Here is a 17,968-nt window from a genome sequence, read left to right on the forward strand (position 1 = left end):
TCCGTAGGAGCGAGGCTTGCCCGCGAAGGCTTCACCTCGGTTTCAAGCCGAATGCCGGACCATGTCCACGTGCGGAATCCCGGCTTCGAGGAATTCCTCACTGACCAGGCTGAAGCCCAGTCGCTCATAGAACGCCGTGGCCTGCACTTGCGCACTCAGTTTCTGTTGCTTCAGCCCGCGTTTCTCGGCTTCACCGATCACTGCTTGCATCAATGCATCGCCCACTTTCAAACCGCGCCAGTCCTTGAGCACCGACACGCGACCAATGTGCCCATCGGGCAACAGGCGCGCGGTGCCAATCGGAAAGTCGCCTTCGTATGCGAGGAAATGCACCGCTGTCGCGTCATCGGCATCCCATTCCAGTTCAGGTGGAACGGATTGCTCGGCGATGAACACCGTCTCACGAATGCGCCGGATCTCGGCGATATCCTTATGCCAGTCTGCGACACGAACGTGGATTTTATTCATCAGCAAACCCCAGGCTGCCTTGCTTGACCAATTCGCACAGCAAGCCGCGACCGTCTTCATCGCTGAGCCATGCGCCGAGGTTATCGCTGTGCAGTGCGTCAGCCGCGCAGATCAGCTTCAGCAACTCGCGCAGTTTGCCCGGCAGGTAACGGCTCTGGCCGCTGGCGAACAACAGCAAGTCGTCATCGACTTCGGACCACGCCATGCGCGCGCTCGGGTTGCGGATCAGCACTGCGCCTTGTTCGAGACTGGCGAGGAAGTCCTCTTCTTCGATGTCTTCCGGGCCAACCACCAATTCCGGGTAGCGCGGTTCGGTCATGTACTGGCCGAACCAGGTCAGCAGCAGACGCTCGTCGCTCATGTGCTCGGCCAGCAAGGCTTTCAAGCGATCAAGCGCGTCGTGCTGAATCTGGTGCGGATCGACTGCCGGCAGGGCATCGGCATCGGTGTAGCGCTCTTCGTCAGTCAGGAACTGGCTGAGGAAGTCAGTGAAATGCGTGAGCACTTCCGAGGCGCTCGGTGCGCGGAAGCCGACCGAGTAGGTCATGCAGTCGTCAACCGCAACGCCACAATGGGCCAGACGCGGCGGCAGATAAAGCATGTCGCCCGGCTCCAGAACCCACTCATCGGTGGCTTCGAAGTCGGCAAGAATGCGCAGGTCTGCATGCGGCAGCAGCTTGCTCTCGGAATCGCACATCTGGCCGATTTTCCAATTGCGCTTGCCGTGACCTTGCAGCAGGAACACGTCGTAGTTGTCGAAGTGCGGACCAACGCTGCCGCCCGGTGCGGCGAAGCTGATCATCACGTCATCGACGCGCCAGCTCGGCAGGAAACGGAAGTTTTCCAGCAGTTCGCTGACTTCTGGCACGAACTGATCGACCGCTTGCACCAGCAAGGTCCACTCGGTTTCCGGCAATTTGCTGAACTCGTCTTCAGCGAACGGGCCGCGGCGCATTTCCCAAGGACGCTCGCCGTGCTCGATCACCAGACGCGATTCAACTTCTTCTTCCAGCGCCAGGCCGGCCAGTTCGTCCGGGTCGATCGGGCTTTCGAAATCAGGCATTGCCTGGCGGATCAGCAGTGGTTTTTTCTGCCAGTAGTCACGCAGGAATTCGCGCGCCGTGATGCCGCCCAGAAGTTGAAGAGGAATATCAGGATTCATGTGTAACCTATTGAAAAAAAGCACTTTTCAGACGGGAATAAAAACGCCCGGCGCTGCCGGGCGTCTCAAACGGGTACAGCGTTGGATCAGATGCGTTTGGCTTGCTCTACAGCGTTGCCGATGTAGTTGGCCGGGGTCAGCAATTTCAGCTCGGCTTTGGCCGCGGCTGGCATGTCCAGGCCGTCGATGAAAGTTTGCAACGCTTCAGGGCTGATGCCCTTGCCACGGGTCAACTCTTTCAGCTTCTCGTACGGGTTTTCGATGTTGTAGCGACGCATGACAGTCTGGATCGGCTCGGCCAACACTTCCCAGCACGCGTCGAGGTCAGCGGCAATCTTCTGCGCATTGAGCTCAAGTTTGCTGATGCCTTTGAGGCTGGCTTCGTAGGCAATCACGCTGTGGGCGAAGCCGACACCGAGGTTGCGCAGTACGGTGGAGTCGGTCAAGTCGCGCTGCCAGCGGGAAATCGGCAGTTTGCTCGCCAGGTGCTGGAACAGTGCGTTGGCGATACCCAGGTTGCCTTCGGAGTTTTCGAAGTCGATCGGGTTGACCTTGTGCGGCATGGTCGACGAACCGATTTCGCCAGCGATGGTGCGCTGTTTGAAATAACCGAGGGAAATGTAGCCCCAGATGTCGCGGTCGAAGTCGATCAGGATGGTGTTGAAACGCGCGATCGCGTCGAACAGCTCGGCAATGTAGTCGTGCGGTTCGATCTGCGTGGTGTACGGGTTGAAGCCAAGGCCCAGCTCGTCTTCGATGAAGGCGCGGGCGTTTTCTTCCCAGTCGATTTCCGGGTAGGCCGACAGGTGCGCGTTGTAGTTGCCGACGGCGCCGTTGATCTTGCCCAGCAACGGCACCGCAGCGACCTGAGCGATTTGACGCTCCAGACGGTAAACCACGTTTGCCAGCTCTTTGCCCAGAGTGGTCGGGGAGGCTGGTTGGCCGTGAGTGCGCGAGAGCATCGGCACGTCAGCGAAACGCACAGCCAGTTCGCGAATGGCTTCGGCAGTCTGGCGCATCAGCGGCAGCATTACATCATCACGGCCTTCGCGCAGCATCAGGGCGTGGGACAGGTTGTTGATGTCCTCGCTGGTGCAGGCAAAGTGGATGAATTCGCTGACCTTGGCCAATTCCGGCAGCTTGGCCGCTTGCTCTTTGAGCAGGTATTCGATGGCTTTGACGTCGTGGTTGGTGGTGCGCTCGATCTCTTTGACACGCTCGGCGTGCTCCAGAGCGAAGTTGTCCGCCAAGGTGTTCAGCACCGCGTTGGCTTCGGCGGAGAACGCCGGCACTTCGCTGATGCCTGGGTGAGCGGCCAGGCGCTGGAGCCAGCGCACTTCAACCAGAACGCGCGCACGGATCAGACCGTATTCGCTGAAAATTGGGCGCAGGGCCTGGGTTTTGCCGGCGTAGCGGCCGTCAACAGGGGAAACCGCAGTGAGCGAAGAAAGCTGCATGGGGTGTTCTCGGACAGTCGGGCAACGAAATGGGGCGCGTATCATACATGAAAAAATCCGCCGGTCCGTTGCCAACTGACCGGCGTATTACGCGTTACAGATCTGAAACAGTCTTGCGGGCGCGGTTCAGCTGGTGCGCATCAGCGGGTAAAGCTCTTTGAGTAACTTGCGGCGACTGATCACCAACTGCCAGCGATGGCCGCCCAACTGCCGCCACAGCCGCGCCGAGCGAATCCCGGCGAGCAACAGCGCGCGGATCTTCGAAGCGTTGCTCGGTTGCTGCAGGTTGCGCATGTCACCGTGCACCTGAATGCGTTGGCGCAGCGTGCTCAGGGTGTCCTGGTACAGCGCGCCGCACGCGGCAATCACGTTTTCGTGGGCCGGGCCGAAATGCTCGACCTGCGACTGAATCTGCGGCAGACGCTTGCCGATCACGTCGAGCATGTCGTCGCGCTTGGCCAGTTGCCGCTCCAGACCGAGCATTGCCAAGGCGTAACGCAGCGGTTCGCGCTGCAGCGTGCTCGGGTCGCGTTCGAGGGCGCCGATCAACGCGCGATAACCTTCGCGCAGATTGAGGTCGTCGCCACCGTAGACTTCCAGCGTGTCCTTGGGGTCGCGAATCAGCAGGCTGCCGAGCATGCAGGCCAAACCGGCTTCGCTGGTCTGGCCGGTCTTGGCGATCTTGTCGACCAGCACCGCAGCGAGAAATACGCCGCCGAGTGCCGTCAGTTGCTCCTGAGTCGGGCTCATTGTGCCGCGCCTTGAGCAGTGTCTTGAGCAGTGCCTTGGATGGTCCGCGGTTCGGCAACTTCGATCACGCCGCCGCCGAGGCAGATTTCACCGTCATAGAACACCACGGATTGCCCCGGAGTGACCGCGCGTTGCGGGTCATCGAAGGTCGCGCGGTAGCCGCCGGCGGTTTTTTCCAGCGTGCACGGCTGGTCGCTCTGGCGATAACGCACTTTGGCGGTCAGGCGTCGCGGCTGGCTCAGGTCGATCGGGTTGACCCAATAGATGTCCGAGGCGAGCAGGGCGCGGGAGAACAGGTAAGGGTGATCATTGCCCTGGCCGACGATCAGCTCGTTGTTCACCAAGTCCTTGATCAGCACGTACCACGGCTCGTCGCTGGCGTCTTTCAAACCGCCAATGCCCAGGCCCTGACGCTGGCCGATGGTGTGGTACATCAAGCCGTGGTGACGGCCGATGACTTCACCTTCGGTAGTTTTGATTTCGCCCGGTTGCGCCGGCAGGTACTGCTTGAGGAAGTCGCTGAAACGGCGTTCGCCGATAAAGCAGATGCCGGTGGAATCCTTTTTCTTCGCGGTCGCCAGATCGTGCTTCTCGGCAATCGCGCGCACTTGCGGTTTTTCCAGCTCGCCGACCGGGAACAGAGTCTTGGCGATCTGTTCACCGCCGACGGCGTGCAGGAAATAACTCTGGTCCTTGTTCGGATCGAGGCCTTTGAGCAGTTCGGTACGGCCATCGATGTCGCGGCGACGCACGTAGTGGCCGGTGGCGATCAGGTCGGCGCCGAGCACCATGGCGTAGTCGAGGAACGCCTTGAACTTGATCTCGCGGTTGCACAGGATGTCCGGGTTCGGCGTGCGGCCGGCCTTGTATTCGGCCAGAAAGTGCTCGAACACGTTGTCCCAGTACTCGGCGGCGAAATTGGCGGTGTGCAGCTTGATGCCAATTTTGTCGCACACAGCCTGCGCATCCGCCAGGTCGTCCATGGCGGTGCAGTATTCCGTTCCATCGTCTTCTTCCCAGTTCTTCATGAACAGGCCTTCCACCTCATAACCCTGCTCGATCAGCAGGAGAGCGGAAACGGAAGAGTCCACGCCGCCGGACATGCCGACAATGACGCGCTTCTTTTGTGTGTCAGAAGGGGCTGGATCACGCATAGGGATTCAATGAGTGTCTTTAAAAAGGACGCGATTCTAGCAGGCCGAAGCCCACAAGGCTAAAGAGAAGGGCGGATCAGTTCGAGACCGAAGTGCTTGCCGTCCAGATAATCATCGATACAGCGGATGATCAGCTCACTGCGCCAGTTTGCGCGCTGGGCCAGCAGTTCGTCACGGGTCAGCCATTTGGCACCGAGAATGCCGTCGTCCAGTTGATAGTCGGGGTGGTGTTTGAGCGCTTTGGCGATGAAGCAGACGCGCTGATAAGTCACGCCGTTGCTCGGTGCGGTGTAGAGGTACAGGCCGACGATGGCGGTCGGCTCGACGTCCCAGCCGGTTTCTTCGAGGGTTTCGCGCACGGCGGCTTCGATCAGGGTTTCATCCGGGTCGAGGTGACCGGCGGGCTGGTTGAGCACCGCGCGGCCGCCCTTGAGTTCTTCGACTATCAGGAAGCGACCGTTGTCTTCGACGATGGTGGCGACGGTGATGTGGGGTAGCCAGGTCATGAAGCTTCCTCGAATGTTGAATATTGAAATACGGTCAAATGTGGGAGCGAGCTTGCTCGCGATAGCGCAATGTCAGTCACCATAATTGGTGGATGGTATACCGCTATCGCGAGCAGGCTCACTCCTACAAGGGATTTGTGTTGTATTCAGAAACACAAACCCCGGCACGGTGGCCGGGGTTTGTGATGTTCCCTTACAACCTTAAACCAACGCAGCAATCGCGGCGTTGAAGGTGTTGCTCGGGCGCATGGCCTTGCTGATCAGCTCGGCATTGGCGTGGTAGTAACCGCCGATGTCCACTGGTTTGCCCTGAACGGCGTTGAGCTCGGCGACGATGGTCGCCTCGTTCTCGGTCAGGGTTTTCGCCAGTTGGCCAAACTGCGCTTGCAGTGCAGTGTCTTCGCTCTGGGCGGCCAGAGCTTGAGCCCAGTACAGCGCCAGGTAGAAGTGGCTGCCGCGGTTGTCGATGTTGCCGACTTTGCGCGATGGCGACTTGTTGTTGTCGAGGAACTGGCCAGTGGCCTGATCCAGCGTCTTGGCCAACACCAGTGCTTTAGGGTTGTTGTACGTCACACCCAGATGCTCAAGCGAAGCGGCCAACGCGAGGAACTCGCCCAGCGAATCCCAGCGCAGGAAGTTCTCTTCCAGCAGCTGTTGAACGTGCTTCGGTGCCGAACCGCCAGCGCCGGTTTCGAACAGACCGCCGCCATTCATCAGCGGAACGATCGACAGCATCTTGGCGCTGGTGCCCAGTTCCATGATCGGGAACAGGTCAGTCAGGTAGTCGCGCAATACGTTGCCGGTCACCGAAATGGTGTCCTTGCCTTCACGAGTGCGGTCCAGGGTGAACTTCATCGCGTCGACTGGCGACATGATGCGGATGTCCAGGCCGGAAGTGTCGTGATCCTTCAGGTAAGCCTGAACTTTCTCGATCACTACGCCATCGTGAGCGCGCATTGGGTCCAGCCAGAAAATCGCCGGGGTGCTGCTGGCGCGAGCACGGTTGACGGCCAGTTTCACCCAATCCTGGATCGGCGCGTCTTTGGTCTGGCACATGCGGAAGATGTCGCCGGCTTCAACCGACTGTTCCAGCAGCAGCGCGCCTTTGCTGTCGGTAACGCGAACGACACCGTTGGCCTTGATCTGGAAAGTCTTGTCGTGCGAACCGTACTCTTCGGCTTTTTTCGCCATCAGGCCAACGTTTGGCACGCTGCCCATGGTGGTCGGATCGAATGCGCCGTTGGCCTTGCAGTCTTGGATGACCGCCTGGTAAATGGTCGCGTAGCAACGATCCGGGATCACAGCCTTGGTGTCATGCAACTGACCGTCAGTGCCCCACATTTTGCCGGAGTCACGGATCATCGCCGGCATCGAGGCGTCGACGATAACGTCGCTTGGCACGTGCAGGTTGGTGATGCCTTTGTCGGAGTTGACCATGGCCAACGACGGACGCACGGCGTAGACCGCCTGGATGTCCGCTTCGATCTGCGCTTGCTGCTCGGCCGGCAGGGCCTTGATGCGAGCGTACAGGTCGCCGATGCCGTTGTTCAGGTTGAAGCCGATCTGTGCCAGCACGTCAGCGTGCTTGGCCAGCGCGTCTTTATAGAACTCGGCAACGATCTGGCCGAACATGATCGGGTCGGAGACCTTCATCATGGTGGCTTTGAGGTGAACCGACAGCAGCACGCCTTTGGCTTTGGCGTCTTCGATCTCGGCAGCGATGAAGCTGCGCAGAGCGTTTTTGCTCATGACCGCGCAATCGAGGATCTCACCGGCTTGCACGGTGGTCTTTTCTTTCAGTACGGTGGTAGTGCCGTCCTGAGCGATCAGTTCGATTTTCACGGCGTCAGCGGCGTCGATCAGGGCAGCTTTTTCGCTGCCGTAGAAATCGCCGGTGCTCATGTGCGCAACGTGGGATTTGGAGTCAGCAGCCCATGCGCCCATTTTGTGCGGGTGCTTGCGTGCATAGTTCTTGACCGACAGCGGTGCGCGGCGATCGGAGTTGCCTTCGCGCAGTACCGGGTTCACGGCGCTGCCCTTGATCTTGTCGTAACGCGACTTGGCTTCTTTGTCGGCCTCGCTGCTCACGGTTTCCGGGTAGTCCGGCAGTGCGAAGCCCTGGGCTTGCAGCTCTTTGATCGCGGCTTGCAGTTGCGGAACCGAAGCACTGATGTTCGGCAGTTTGATTATGTTGGCTTCAGGCGTAACGGCCAGGTCGCCCAGTTCGGCGAGGTGGTCGGCTACGGCTTTGTCACCCAATTGCTCGGGGAAGCTGGCCAGAATGCGCCCTGCAAGAGAGATATCGCGGGTTTCCACGGCGATATCAGCGGAGGCGGTGAAAGCCTCTACGATAGGCAACAGTGAATAGGTGGCGAGGGCTGGGGCTTCGTCGGTGAAGGTATAGATGATCTTCGAGCGGGTGGGCATATTCGGATTAACTCTCTTCTTTGCTAAAGCATGCGCAGAAAACTCGAGGGGCGCCGGATAAGCGCGTTCGTTCAAAGTCGTCCATGAGCCGAATGTCGAGATTTGTGCGCGGTGATGTTGGGTGCATCAGTCGAGCGTCAAGCGGGTGGGCTGCGGTAACAACCCGGCTTCGATCTGGCCGAGAGTCACGTAATAGACAGCTCGGCCTGTGTGACCCTGCGGTCAGCGGCGGCATTATACATAGGTAGCTGGCAATCTGCCGATGGTTCATACGCAACGAATCTCGTCCATTGGTCTAAAGGTCGCAGGGCAGAGCAGGGCGTAGAGTCTTGCGGCGTGCTTGAGTTTGGCGCTTTTCCCTTTGCTTTCAGGCTTGTAGAACATGAACTGCGCAGCTTTGCCGCAGATGGGTGGAACATAGGGTTTGCGCGCCGATTTAACTGGGGTACGCTCGAACGAAGCCAGATGTTCAATCCAAACAATGGAGTTCAGCATGGGATACAAGAAGATTCAGGTTCCAGCAGTCGGCGACAAAATCACCGTCAACGCAGACCATTCTCTCAATGTTCCTAACAACCCGATCATCCCCTTCATCGAAGGCGATGGTATTGGCGTTGATATCAGCCCGGTCATGATCAAGGTTGTCGATGCTGCTGTGAAGAAGGCTTACGGCGGCGAGCGCAAAATTTCCTGGATGGAAGTCTTCGCCGGGGAAAAAGCGACTCAGGTTTACGATCAGGACACCTGGCTACCTCAGGAAACCCTGGACGCGGTCAAAGATTACGTGGTTTCCATCAAGGGCCCTCTGACCACCCCGGTCGGCGGCGGCATCCGTTCGTTGAACGTGGCCCTGCGTCAGCAACTCGACCTCTACGTCTGCCTGCGCCCGGTGCGCTGGTTTGAAGGCGTTCCGAGCCCGGTGAAAAAACCAGGCGACGTCGACATGACGATTTTCCGCGAGAACTCGGAAGACATTTACGCCGGCATCGAGTGGAAGGCCGGCTCTCCGGAAGCCACCAAAGTCATCAAATTCCTTAAAGAAGAAATGGGCGTCACCAAGATCCGTTTCGACGAAAACTGCGGCATCGGCGTCAAGCCGGTTTCGCTGCAAGGTACCAAGCGTCTGGCGCGCAAGGCTCTGCAGTATGTGGTCGACAACGACCGCGACTCGCTGACCATCGTCCACAAAGGCAACATCATGAAGTTCACCGAAGGTGCCTTCAAGGAATGGGCCTACGAAGTGGCGGCTGAAGAATTCGGCGCAACGCTGCTCGACGGCGGGCCGTGGATGCAGTTCAAAAACCCGAAAACCGGCAAGAACGTCATCGTCAAGGACGCCATCGCCGACGCCATGCTCCAGCAGATCCTGCTGCGCCCGGCCGAATACGATGTGATCGCGACCCTCAACCTCAACGGCGACTACCTCTCTGACGCGCTCGCGGCCGAAGTGGGCGGTATCGGTATCGCGCCAGGTGCCAATCTGTCCGACACCATCGCGATGTTCGAAGCGACCCACGGTACCGCGCCTAAATACGCCGGCAAGGACCAGGTCAACCCGGGTTCGCTGATCCTTTCCGCCGAAATGATGCTGCGGCACATGGGCTGGATCGAAGCTGCTGACCTGATCATCAAGGGCACCAACGGCGCGATTTCCGCCAAAACTGTGACTTATGATTTCCACCGTTTGATGGACGGCGCGCAATTGCTGTCTTCTTCGGCATTCGGTGACGCGCTGATTTCGCACATGTAAGCGATTTGCAGCAAATAAAAAACCGCCCGGCTCATATCCTTGAGTCGGGCGGTTTTTTATGACTGGATGTCTGAAGTCTTGACGTGTTCAGGCGAGTACTTTTGCAGGTTCGCCAGATTTTGTTTCATCCGCACTGGCGGTGGTCGCGGCGCCGTGGGTGTGAGCCTCGTGCTTCTCGCATTGAGCGCAGATCGCCACCGCATGCAGGCCTTTGGGGCCTTGAATGATCTCGAAGTTCACCGGCTGTCCGGCCTTCAGGGTTTTATAACCTTCCATGGTGATCGCGGAAAAATGAGCGAAGAGGTCTTCGTTCTTTCCGTCCTCGATGATAAAACCGTAACCCTTGGCATTGTTGAACCATTTGACCTTGCCGCTGACCTTGACGCCTGACATACCCATATCCCTCTGCAACAGACTCCATCACTGGAGTATCATCCAGTTCATCCGCAATCTATCTGATAAATAAGATTGACTCCGCGGACCTTTTTTACCCACTGTGGGCTCTATTGGTTGTAACACCGTTTCCCCGATAGTCAAGGTGACCGGGCAGTCGGAGTTGAAATCGTTGATAGCCGCCCCCACCACTGTATTTGCACAACTGACGAACCTTTCTTTCCATGCATGCAATTAGCCAGATTCGACTAACATTCAATCAGGATCGCCCGACTCTCCAGAAAGAACACCCGGAGGAACACGACGACGATTCCGCAGGCATTGCTGTTCAGGAGGCCAAGCCTGCTTTACAGGCGCCGCCGATGTACAAGGTGGTTTTGTTCAATGATGACTACACACCGATGGATTTCGTCGTCGAAGTGCTCGAGGTGTTTTTTAACCTGAATCGCGAGCTGGCGACCAAGGTCATGCTGGCCGTCCACACAGAAGGACGGGCAGTATGTGGAGTGTTTACCCGCGACATCGCCGAGACTAAGGCCATGCAGGTCAACCAGTACGCCAGGGAAAGCCAGCATCCGCTACTCTGTGAAATCGAGAAGGACGGTTAATCGCCGACCACTTGGGTATGAGGTGAAGCTATGTTAAACCGCGAGCTCGAAGTCACCCTCAATTTAGCCTTCAAGGAGGCTCGTTCGAAGCGTCATGAGTTCATGACCGTCGAACATCTCCTGTTGGCCCTATTGGATAATGAGGCTGCCGCCACCGTTTTACGGGCCTGCGGCGCAAACCTCGACAAACTCAAGCATGACCTGCAGGAGTTCATCGACTCCACCACGCCGCTGATTCCCGTCCATGACGAGGATCGCGAGACCCAACCCACACTGGGCTTCCAGCGTGTTCTGCAGCGTGCTGTCTTTCACGTACAGAGCTCGGGCAAACGCGAAGTGACTGGCGCCAACGTGCTGGTCGCAATCTTCAGTGAGCAAGAAAGTCAGGCAGTGTTCCTGCTGAAACAGCAGAGCGTTGCGCGCATTGATGTCGTCAACTACATCGCCCATGGCATTTCCAAAGTACCGGGGCACGGCGATCACTCTGAAGGTGAGCAAGATATGCAGGACGACGAGGGCGGTGAGTCTTCTTCTTCAGGCAATCCTCTGGATGCTTATGCCAGCAACCTCAACGAACTCGCACGCCAGGGTCGAATCGATCCGCTGGTAGGCCGGGAGATGGAAGTCGAGCGTGTCGCGCAGATTCTCGCGCGTCGTCGCAAGAACAATCCGCTGTTGGTTGGCGAGGCTGGCGTGGGTAAAACCGCGATTGCCGAAGGCCTGGCCAAGCGCATTGTCGACAACCAGGTGCCGGATCTGCTGGCCAACGCCGTGGTTTATTCGCTGGATTTGGGCGCTTTGCTGGCCGGGACCAAATACCGTGGTGATTTCGAGAAGCGCTTCAAGGCGTTGCTCAATGAACTGAAAAAACGTCCGCAAGCGATCCTGTTCATCGACGAGATCCACACCATCATCGGTGCGGGTGCCGCTTCCGGTGGCGTGATGGACGCTTCGAACCTGCTCAAACCGCTGCTGTCGTCTGGCGACATTCGCTGCATCGGTTCGACCACGTTCCAGGAATTCCGTGGCATCTTCGAGAAGGACCGTGCCTTGGCACGTCGCTTCCAGAAAGTCGATGTGTCGGAGCCGTCGGTGGAAGACACCATCAGCATCCTGCGCGGGTTGAAAGGTCGTTTTGAAACGCACCACGGCATCGAATACAGCGATGAGGCCCTGCGCGCAGCGGCTGAGCTGGCTTCGCGCTACATCAATGATCGGCACATGCCGGACAAAGCCATCGACGTGATTGACGAGGCGGGCGCCTACCAGCGTCTGCAGCCAGTCGAAAAACGTGTGAAGCGCATTGATGTGCCTGAGGTTGAGGACATCGTGGCGAAAATCGCGCGGATTCCGCCTAAGCACGTCAACACCTCCGACAGGGAACTGCTGCGTAACCTCGAGCGTGACCTGAAACTGACCGTGTTTGGTCAGGATGCGGCGATCGATTCGTTGTCGACTGCGATCAAACTATCGCGTGCCGGCCTCAAGTCGCCTGACAAGCCAGTCGGTTCGTTCCTGTTCGCGGGGCCTACCGGTGTCGGTAAAACCGAAGCGGCGCGACAGTTGGCCAAGGCGCTGGGCATCGAGTTGGTTCGCTTCGACATGTCCGAGTACATGGAACGCCACACCGTATCGCGTCTGATTGGTGCGCCTCCAGGTTATGTCGGGTTTGATCAGGGCGGTTTGCTGACCGAAGCGATCACCAAGCAACCGCACTGCGTGTTGCTGCTCGATGAAATCGAGAAGGCGCATCCGGAAGTCTTCAACTTGCTGTTGCAGGTCATGGACCACGGTACGTTGACTGATAACAACGGGCGCAAAGCGGATTTCCGCAATGTGATCGTGATCATGACGACTAACGCCGGCGCCGAGACTGCGGCGCGTGCTTCGATCGGTTTCACGCATCAGGATCACTCGTCTGATGCGATGGAAGTGATCAAGAAGAGTTTCACTCCAGAGTTCCGCAACCGTCTGGACACCATTATTCAGTTTGGTCGCCTCAGTCATGAGGTTATCAAGAGCGTGGTGGACAAGTTCCTTACCGAGCTTCAGGCGCAGTTGGAAGACAAACGTGTGCAGCTTGAGGTCACGGACGCCGCGCGTAGTTGGTTGGCGGCGGGCGGTTATGACTCAGCGATGGGGGCTCGTCCGATGGCGCGTTTGATTCAGGACAAGATCAAGCGTCCGTTGGCTGAGGAGATTCTCTTCGGTGAGTTGGCTGATCATGGTGGGGTGGTGCATATCGATCTCAAGGATGGTGAGTTGACCTTTGAGTTTGAGACGACTGCTGAGATGGCCTGACGGTTGTTGATCTGTTGTAAAGCGAAAGGCGCCTTCGGGCGCCTTTTTTGTTGGCTGCTTGTTTTGGGTGTGTAGCCGTGTCGGTGCGGGCCCAAACCCACCACCATCCCCCTGTAGGAGCGAGGCTTGCCCGCGATGGCGTTACACCTGTCACCGCAGCCATCAACTGACCCACCGCATTCGCGCCAGCCGCTACCACCGCAGAGACGGATAAACGCTCAAGGCAAAACCCCAAACCCCAGACACAAAAACGCCCGGCATAACCGGGCGTCTTGTATTGACCTGATTAACGAGCGCGGTAAGTAATGCGCCCTTTGCTCAAGTCATAGGGCGTCAGCTCGACGCGCACTTTGTCACCGGTAAGAATACGAATGTAGTTCTTGCGCATCTTGCCGGAAATATGCGCGGTTACGACGTGCCCATTTTCCAACTCCACACGAAACATGGTGTTGGGCAGGGTGTCGACGACAGTGCCTTCCATTTCGAAGCTGTCTTCTTTCGACATGCAGTAAAGCCCTCGGTATCCAATGAATGGCCCGGTGCAACTGCGCCAGGCAAAAGCGGCGTGCATTGTGCCCGAAAAATGGGGTTTACGCCAAGTGGTTTACGGATTGTCCTAGTTCAGGACGACCCAACGCTGATTAATCAGCAGTTCGATAGGCCGATATTGCGTCTTGTAGTTCATCTTTTTGCAGTTCTTGATCCAGTAACCGAGGTACACCGCTTCCAGTCCCAGGCGCTGGGCTTCGGCGATTTGCCAGAGGATCGCGTAACGACCCAGGCTGCGATGGTCTTCGGTCGGCTCGTAAAAGGTGTAGACCGCCGACAAACCGTTGGGCAGCAAGTCGGTCACCGCAATGGCCACCAATCGCCCGTCGAGGCGAAATTCGTAGAAGCGCGAAAAGGGCAGGTCACGCACCAGGAAGGTCGAAAACTGATCGCGGCTTGGCGGGTACATGTCGCCGTCGGCGTGGCGCTGTTCGATGTAGCGTTGATAGAGATCGAAATATTCTTCGCTGAATCCGGGGCGCGCCGGGCGCACCTGCAAGTCGGCGTTGCGCTTGAAAATGCGTTTCTGCTGACGATTGGGTGTGAACTGCGCCACTGGAATGCGCGCCGGCACGCACGCATTGCAATTCTGGCAGTGCGGGCGGTAGAGGTGATCGCCACTGCGCCGGAAACCCATCTCCGACAGGTCTGCGTAGACATGCACATCCATGGGCTGACTAGGATCGAGAAACAGCGTCGTGGCCTGCTCCTCGGGCAGATAACTGCAAGAGTGGGGCTGAGTGGCATAGAACTTCAGGCGCGCCAACTCGGTCATGATCAACCCTCGGGATAAGCGTTTGCATTAAGTGTAAGCCACGCGCGCAAAAGTCGCCTCAGCAAACCCAGGTCGCGCGATTGGGCTGATCCAGGTGCTGCGCCAGATAGCCGGCAAACTCGCGGCGCGGGATCGCGCGGGCGCCGAGACTGTGTAAATGGTCCGTGGGCATTTGGCAGTCGATCAGCACGAAGCCTGAGTCTTTCAGATGTCGCACCAGTGTGGCAAAGCCAAATTTGGACGCGTTGTCGGCGCGGCTGAACATCGACTCGCCGAAAAACAGCTGACCCATCGCCAGGCCATACAAACCGCCGACCAACTCGCCCTGATCCCAGACTTCAACCGAGTGAGCAAAACCGCGTCGGTGCAATTGCAGATAAGCCTCCTGCATCGCGTCGGTGATCCACGTGCCGTCGACGTATTCCCGAGGCGCAGCGCAGGCGCGAATGACCGCAGCAAAGTCCTGATCGAACGTCACTTGATAGCGCTGCTGGCGAAGCAGTTTATTCAGGCTGCGGGAAACATGCAGTTCGTCGGGAAATAACACCGTGCGCGGGTCCGGCGACCACCACAGAATCGGCTGGCCTTCGGAAAACCACGGAAAGCAGCCATGGCGATACGCCTGGATCAGCCGGTCGGCGGACAAATCGCCGCCCGCCGCGAGCAAACCGTTGGGCTCGCGCATGGCTTTTTCCAGCGGCGGAAAAGTCAGGGAATTGCGTTGTAACCAAGTCAGCATGGCGTTTGGGCTTGCAGAAGGGGAGGGTGGTGGCGGGCTGGGCGGCTCGCCGTGAAGTCGCGTGTTGTGCGCCGCTGCAACTTGGCGCTGCGGGCGTGGTCGTAGACGATCTCTGGAACAAAGCGCATCGCGTGTTTGTGCATGTTTTCCATCAGCGTCGGGCCGCAAAGGCCGAATGCTGGAATGCCATCGAGTGAAAGCTTAGCCTCGCTCATAAAAACACCTCATAAGCCTTTGTCACAAAAGACAATGCGTGCTCAAATTGAGCCGTGCGTCCTGCGCCGTGGCTATGCTACATCACGGGGCGCGAAGCATGGCAACGGGCGAACAAACCCGTACAATGCCCGCTTGTAACGGCGCGTGTAGCAAAAAACTGCTACGTGCGCTGTTTTGCAACACGGGGACGCAGTGTTAAAAGTAGTCCCGGATACGCCTGTTAACTTTTTTACCTGCCTGGATTGGGCAGTTTTTTATAGTCATTCAACAGATGGACGCGCCACAGGCGCAGGAAAAGTAGCGTTTTGAAGAAATCCACCGCAGCACCTAAACCAGCCGTCGTGCCGCTCTGGCGCCAGCAATTGCACTACCGACTCAAGGAAGGTGCATTGATCGCCATCGGCGCCTTGTGCCTGTTCCTGATGATGGCCTTGTTGACCTACGGCAAGGACGATCCGGGCTGGAGCCACAACAGCAAGATCGACGACGTGCAGAATTTCGGCGGTCCGGCCGGTTCCTACAGCGCCGATATCCTGTTCATGATCCTCGGCTACTTCGCCTACATCTTCCCGTTATTGCTGGCGGTCAAGACCTACCAGATCTTCCGTCAACGCCACGAGCCGTGGCAGTGGAGCGGCTGGCTGTTCTCCTGGCGCCTGATCGGTCTGGTGTTTCTGGTGCTGTCGGGCGCGGCTTTGGCGCACATTCATTTTCACGCGGCCACCGGTTTGCCGGCCGGCGCGGGCGGGGCGTTGGGCGAAAGCCTTGGCGATCTGGCGCGCAATGCCCTGAACATTCAGGGCAGCACGCTGCTGTTCATTGCCCTGTTTCTGTTCGGCCTGACGGTGTTCACCGACCTGTCGTGGTTCAAGGTCATGGACCTCACCGGCAAGATCACCCTGGACCTCTTCGAACTGTTCCAGGGCGCCGCCAACCGCTGGTGGGCCGCGCGCACCGAGCGCAAGCAATTGGTCGCGCAATTGCGTGAAGTCGACGATCGAGTGCACGACGTAGTCGCGCCGACCATCACCGACAAACGCGAACAAGCCAAGGTCAAGGAACGCCTGATCGAGCGCGAGCAAGCGCTGAGCAAGCACATGTCGGACCGCGAAAAGCAGGTGCCGCCAGTGATTGCCCCGGCCCCGGTCAAACCGGCCGCACCGAGCAAGCGTGTCGAGAAAGAGAAACAGGCGCCACTGTTCGTCGACAGCGCCGTCGAAGGCACCTTGCCGCCGATCTCGATTCTCGACCCGGCAGAAAAGAAACAACTCAATTACTCGCCCGAATCCCTGGCTGCGGTTGGCCACTTGCTGGAAATCAAGCTCAAGGAATTCGGCGTCGAAGTCACCGTGGATTCGATTCACCCGGGTCCGGTCATTACCCGTTACGAAATTCAACCGGCTGCCGGGGTCAAGGTCAGCCGCATCTCCAACCTGGCCAAAGACTTGGCGCGTTCGCTGGCCGTGACCAGTGTGCGGGTGGTTGAAGTGATTCCGGGCAAGACCACCGTTGGTATCGAGATTCCCAACGAAGACCGGCAGATCGTGCGTTTTTCCGAAGTGTTGTCGTCGCCCGAGTACGACAACTTCAAATCGCCGGTCACCCTGGCGCTGGGTCATGACATCGGCGGCAAACCTGTGATCACCGACCTGGCGAAGATGCCGCACTTGCTGGTGGCCGGTACGACCGGTTCCGGTAAGTCGGTGGGCGTGAACGCGATGATCCTGTCGATCCTGTTCAAGTCTGGCCCCGAAGACGCCAAGCTGATCATGATCGACCCGAAAATGCTTGAGCTGTCGATCTACGAAGGTATTCCGCACTTGCTCTGCCCGGTCGTCACCGACATGAAGGACGCGGCCAACGCCCTGCGCTGGAGCGTGGCCGAGATGGAGCGTCGCTACAAACTGATGGCGAAAATGGGCGTGCGTAACCTGTCCGGCTTCAACCAGAAGGTCAAGGACGCCGAGGATGCCGGCACGCCGCTGTCCGATCCGCTGTACAAACGCGAAAGCATTCACGACGAAGCGCCATTGCTGCACAAGTTGCCGACCATCGTTGTGGTGGTCGACGAATTTGCCGACATGATGATGATCGTCGGTAAAAAGGTTGAAGAACTGATCGCACGTATCGCGCAGAAGGCGCGTGCGGCCGGTATTCACTTGATCCTCGCGACCCAGCGTCCGTCGGTTGACGTGATCACCGGTCTGATCAAGGCCAACATCCCGACGCGCATGGCGTTCCAGGTGTCGAGCAAGATCGATTCGCGGACCATCATCGACCAGGGCGGCGCCGAACAATTGCTTGGCCACGGTGACATGCTCTACATGCCGCCGGGCACCAGCCTGCCGATTCGCGTGCACGGCGCGTTCGTTTCCGATGACGAAGTTCACCGCGTGGTGGAAGCGTGGAAACTGCGCGGCGCCCCGGAATACAACGACGAGATTCTCGCTGGCGTCGAAGAGCCGGGCAGTGGTTTTGAGGGTGGCAGCAGCGGCGATGACGACAGCGAATCCGACGCGCTCTACGACGAAGCCGTACAGTTCGTGCTGGAAAGCCGCCGCGCTTCCATTTCGGCAGTTCAGCGCAAATTGAAAATCGGCTACAACCGCGCCGCGCGCATGATCGAAGCCATGGAAATGGCCGGGGTCGTGACGTCCATGAACACTAACGGTTCGCGTGAAGTCCTGGCCCCAGGCCCGGTACGCGACTGATT

At 58.3% G+C, this 17,968-nt stretch carries 16 protein-coding genes and 1 pseudogene; 4 read left to right on the forward strand and 13 right to left on the reverse strand.

All coding sequences use genetic code 11. The annotated features are described in order from the left end of the window. Positions 1–42: 42 nt before the first annotated feature. From FBY12_RS01550 to FBY12_RS01585, 8 genes are all read right to left on the reverse strand, one after another. A complete protein-coding gene (locus FBY12_RS01550; RefSeq protein WP_145250424.1) occupies positions 43–468 on the reverse strand; it encodes a GNAT family N-acetyltransferase in 426 nt (141 codons plus the stop codon). Then, entirely contained in the window at positions 461–1,630 is a 1,170-nt protein-coding gene (locus FBY12_RS01555; protein ID WP_121733666.1) for a cupin domain-containing protein, read from the reverse strand. The genes FBY12_RS01550 and FBY12_RS01555 overlap by 8 nt, the downstream gene beginning before the upstream one ends. Before the next feature lie 86 nt (positions 1,631–1,716). Beyond that, the gene (gene purB, locus FBY12_RS01560; RefSeq protein ID WP_092270068.1) at positions 1,717–3,087 is read right to left on the reverse strand and encodes an adenylosuccinate lyase; all 1,371 of its coding nucleotides are present in this window, start codon (positions 3,085–3,087) and stop codon (positions 1,717–1,719) included. 126 nt (positions 3,088–3,213) lie between these two features. Further along, on the reverse strand, positions 3,214–3,837 hold the full coding sequence (gene hflD, locus FBY12_RS01565) for a high frequency lysogenization protein HflD (protein WP_145250427.1): 624 nt from the start codon (positions 3,835–3,837) through the stop codon (positions 3,214–3,216). After that, positions 3,834–4,991, reverse strand: a complete 1,158-nt coding sequence (gene mnmA, locus FBY12_RS01570; protein WP_145250430.1) for a tRNA 2-thiouridine(34) synthase MnmA — start codon at positions 4,989–4,991, stop codon at positions 3,834–3,836. Before mnmA ends, hflD begins: the two co-directional genes overlap by 4 nt. Positions 4,992–5,050: 59 nt before the next feature. Continuing rightward, the gene (locus FBY12_RS01575; protein ID WP_145250433.1) at positions 5,051–5,497 is read right to left on the reverse strand and encodes an NUDIX hydrolase; all 447 of its coding nucleotides are present in this window, start codon (positions 5,495–5,497) and stop codon (positions 5,051–5,053) included. 201 nt (positions 5,498–5,698) lie between these two features. Then, on the reverse strand, positions 5,699–7,924 hold the full coding sequence (locus FBY12_RS01580) for an NADP-dependent isocitrate dehydrogenase (RefSeq protein ID WP_145250436.1): 2,226 nt from the start codon (positions 7,922–7,924) through the stop codon (positions 5,699–5,701). A gap of 267 nt (positions 7,925–8,191) precedes the next feature. Beyond that, positions 8,192–8,419 (reverse strand): hypothetical protein, encoded by a 228-nt coding sequence (locus tag FBY12_RS01585; RefSeq protein WP_121733661.1) that lies wholly within the window; start codon positions 8,417–8,419, stop codon positions 8,192–8,194. Here FBY12_RS01585 and icd point away from each other — a divergent pair. Next, on the forward strand, positions 8,418–9,674 hold the full coding sequence (icd, locus tag FBY12_RS01590) for an NADP-dependent isocitrate dehydrogenase (RefSeq protein ID WP_145250439.1): 1,257 nt from the start codon (positions 8,418–8,420) through the stop codon (positions 9,672–9,674). The two genes, FBY12_RS01585 and icd, sit on opposite strands and share 2 nt — an antisense overlap. 87 nt (positions 9,675–9,761) lie before the next feature. Here the strand turns inward: icd and cspD are convergent, their stop codons facing one another. Next, on the reverse strand, positions 9,762–10,067 hold the full coding sequence (gene cspD, locus FBY12_RS01595) for a cold shock domain-containing protein CspD (RefSeq protein WP_256663250.1): 306 nt from the start codon (positions 10,065–10,067) through the stop codon (positions 9,762–9,764). Between the two features lie 224 nt (positions 10,068–10,291). On the opposite strand from cspD, the gene clpS reads away from it, so the two are divergent. After that, entirely contained in the window at positions 10,292–10,675 is a 384-nt protein-coding gene (gene clpS, locus FBY12_RS01600) for an ATP-dependent Clp protease adapter ClpS (RefSeq protein ID WP_092270045.1), read from the forward strand. A 30-nt stretch (positions 10,676–10,705) separates the two neighbouring features. Then, a complete protein-coding gene (gene clpA, locus FBY12_RS01605; RefSeq protein WP_092270042.1) occupies positions 10,706–12,976 on the forward strand; it encodes an ATP-dependent Clp protease ATP-binding subunit ClpA in 2,271 nt (756 codons plus the stop codon). A gap of 286 nt (positions 12,977–13,262) precedes the next feature. On the opposite strand, the gene infA is transcribed toward clpA, so the two are convergent. The 4 genes and pseudogenes from infA to FBY12_RS27740 form a co-directional block, all read right to left on the reverse strand. Continuing rightward, positions 13,263–13,481, reverse strand: coding sequence for a translation initiation factor IF-1 (gene infA / locus FBY12_RS01610; protein ID WP_002553999.1), 219 nt, complete (start codon positions 13,479–13,481; stop codon positions 13,263–13,265). A gap of 111 nt (positions 13,482–13,592) precedes the next feature. Further along, positions 13,593–14,300 carry an arginyltransferase gene (locus FBY12_RS01615; protein WP_145250442.1) on the reverse strand — a complete coding sequence of 236 codons (708 nt, stop codon included), beginning with the start codon at positions 14,298–14,300 and terminating at the stop codon, positions 13,593–13,595. A gap of 58 nt (positions 14,301–14,358) precedes the next feature. After that, positions 14,359–15,039, reverse strand: a complete 681-nt coding sequence (gene aat, locus FBY12_RS01620) for a leucyl/phenylalanyl-tRNA--protein transferase (RefSeq protein ID WP_145250445.1) — start codon at positions 15,037–15,039, stop codon at positions 14,359–14,361. A gap of 68 nt (positions 15,040–15,107) precedes the next feature. Next, positions 15,108–15,212 (reverse strand): annotated as a pseudogene (locus FBY12_RS27740) (thioredoxin-disulfide reductase); the annotation flags it as partial. 348 nt (positions 15,213–15,560) lie between these two features. Between FBY12_RS27740 and FBY12_RS01630 the strand changes: the two are divergent. Next, positions 15,561–17,966 (forward strand): DNA translocase FtsK, encoded by a 2,406-nt coding sequence (locus FBY12_RS01630; protein ID WP_145250452.1) that lies wholly within the window; start codon positions 15,561–15,563, stop codon positions 17,964–17,966. Positions 17,967–17,968 lie beyond the last annotated feature (2 nt).

Source organism: Pseudomonas sp. SJZ131, from assembly GCF_007828705.1.
Lineage (GTDB): Bacteria > Pseudomonadota > Gammaproteobacteria > Pseudomonadales > Pseudomonadaceae > Aquipseudomonas > Aquipseudomonas prosekii.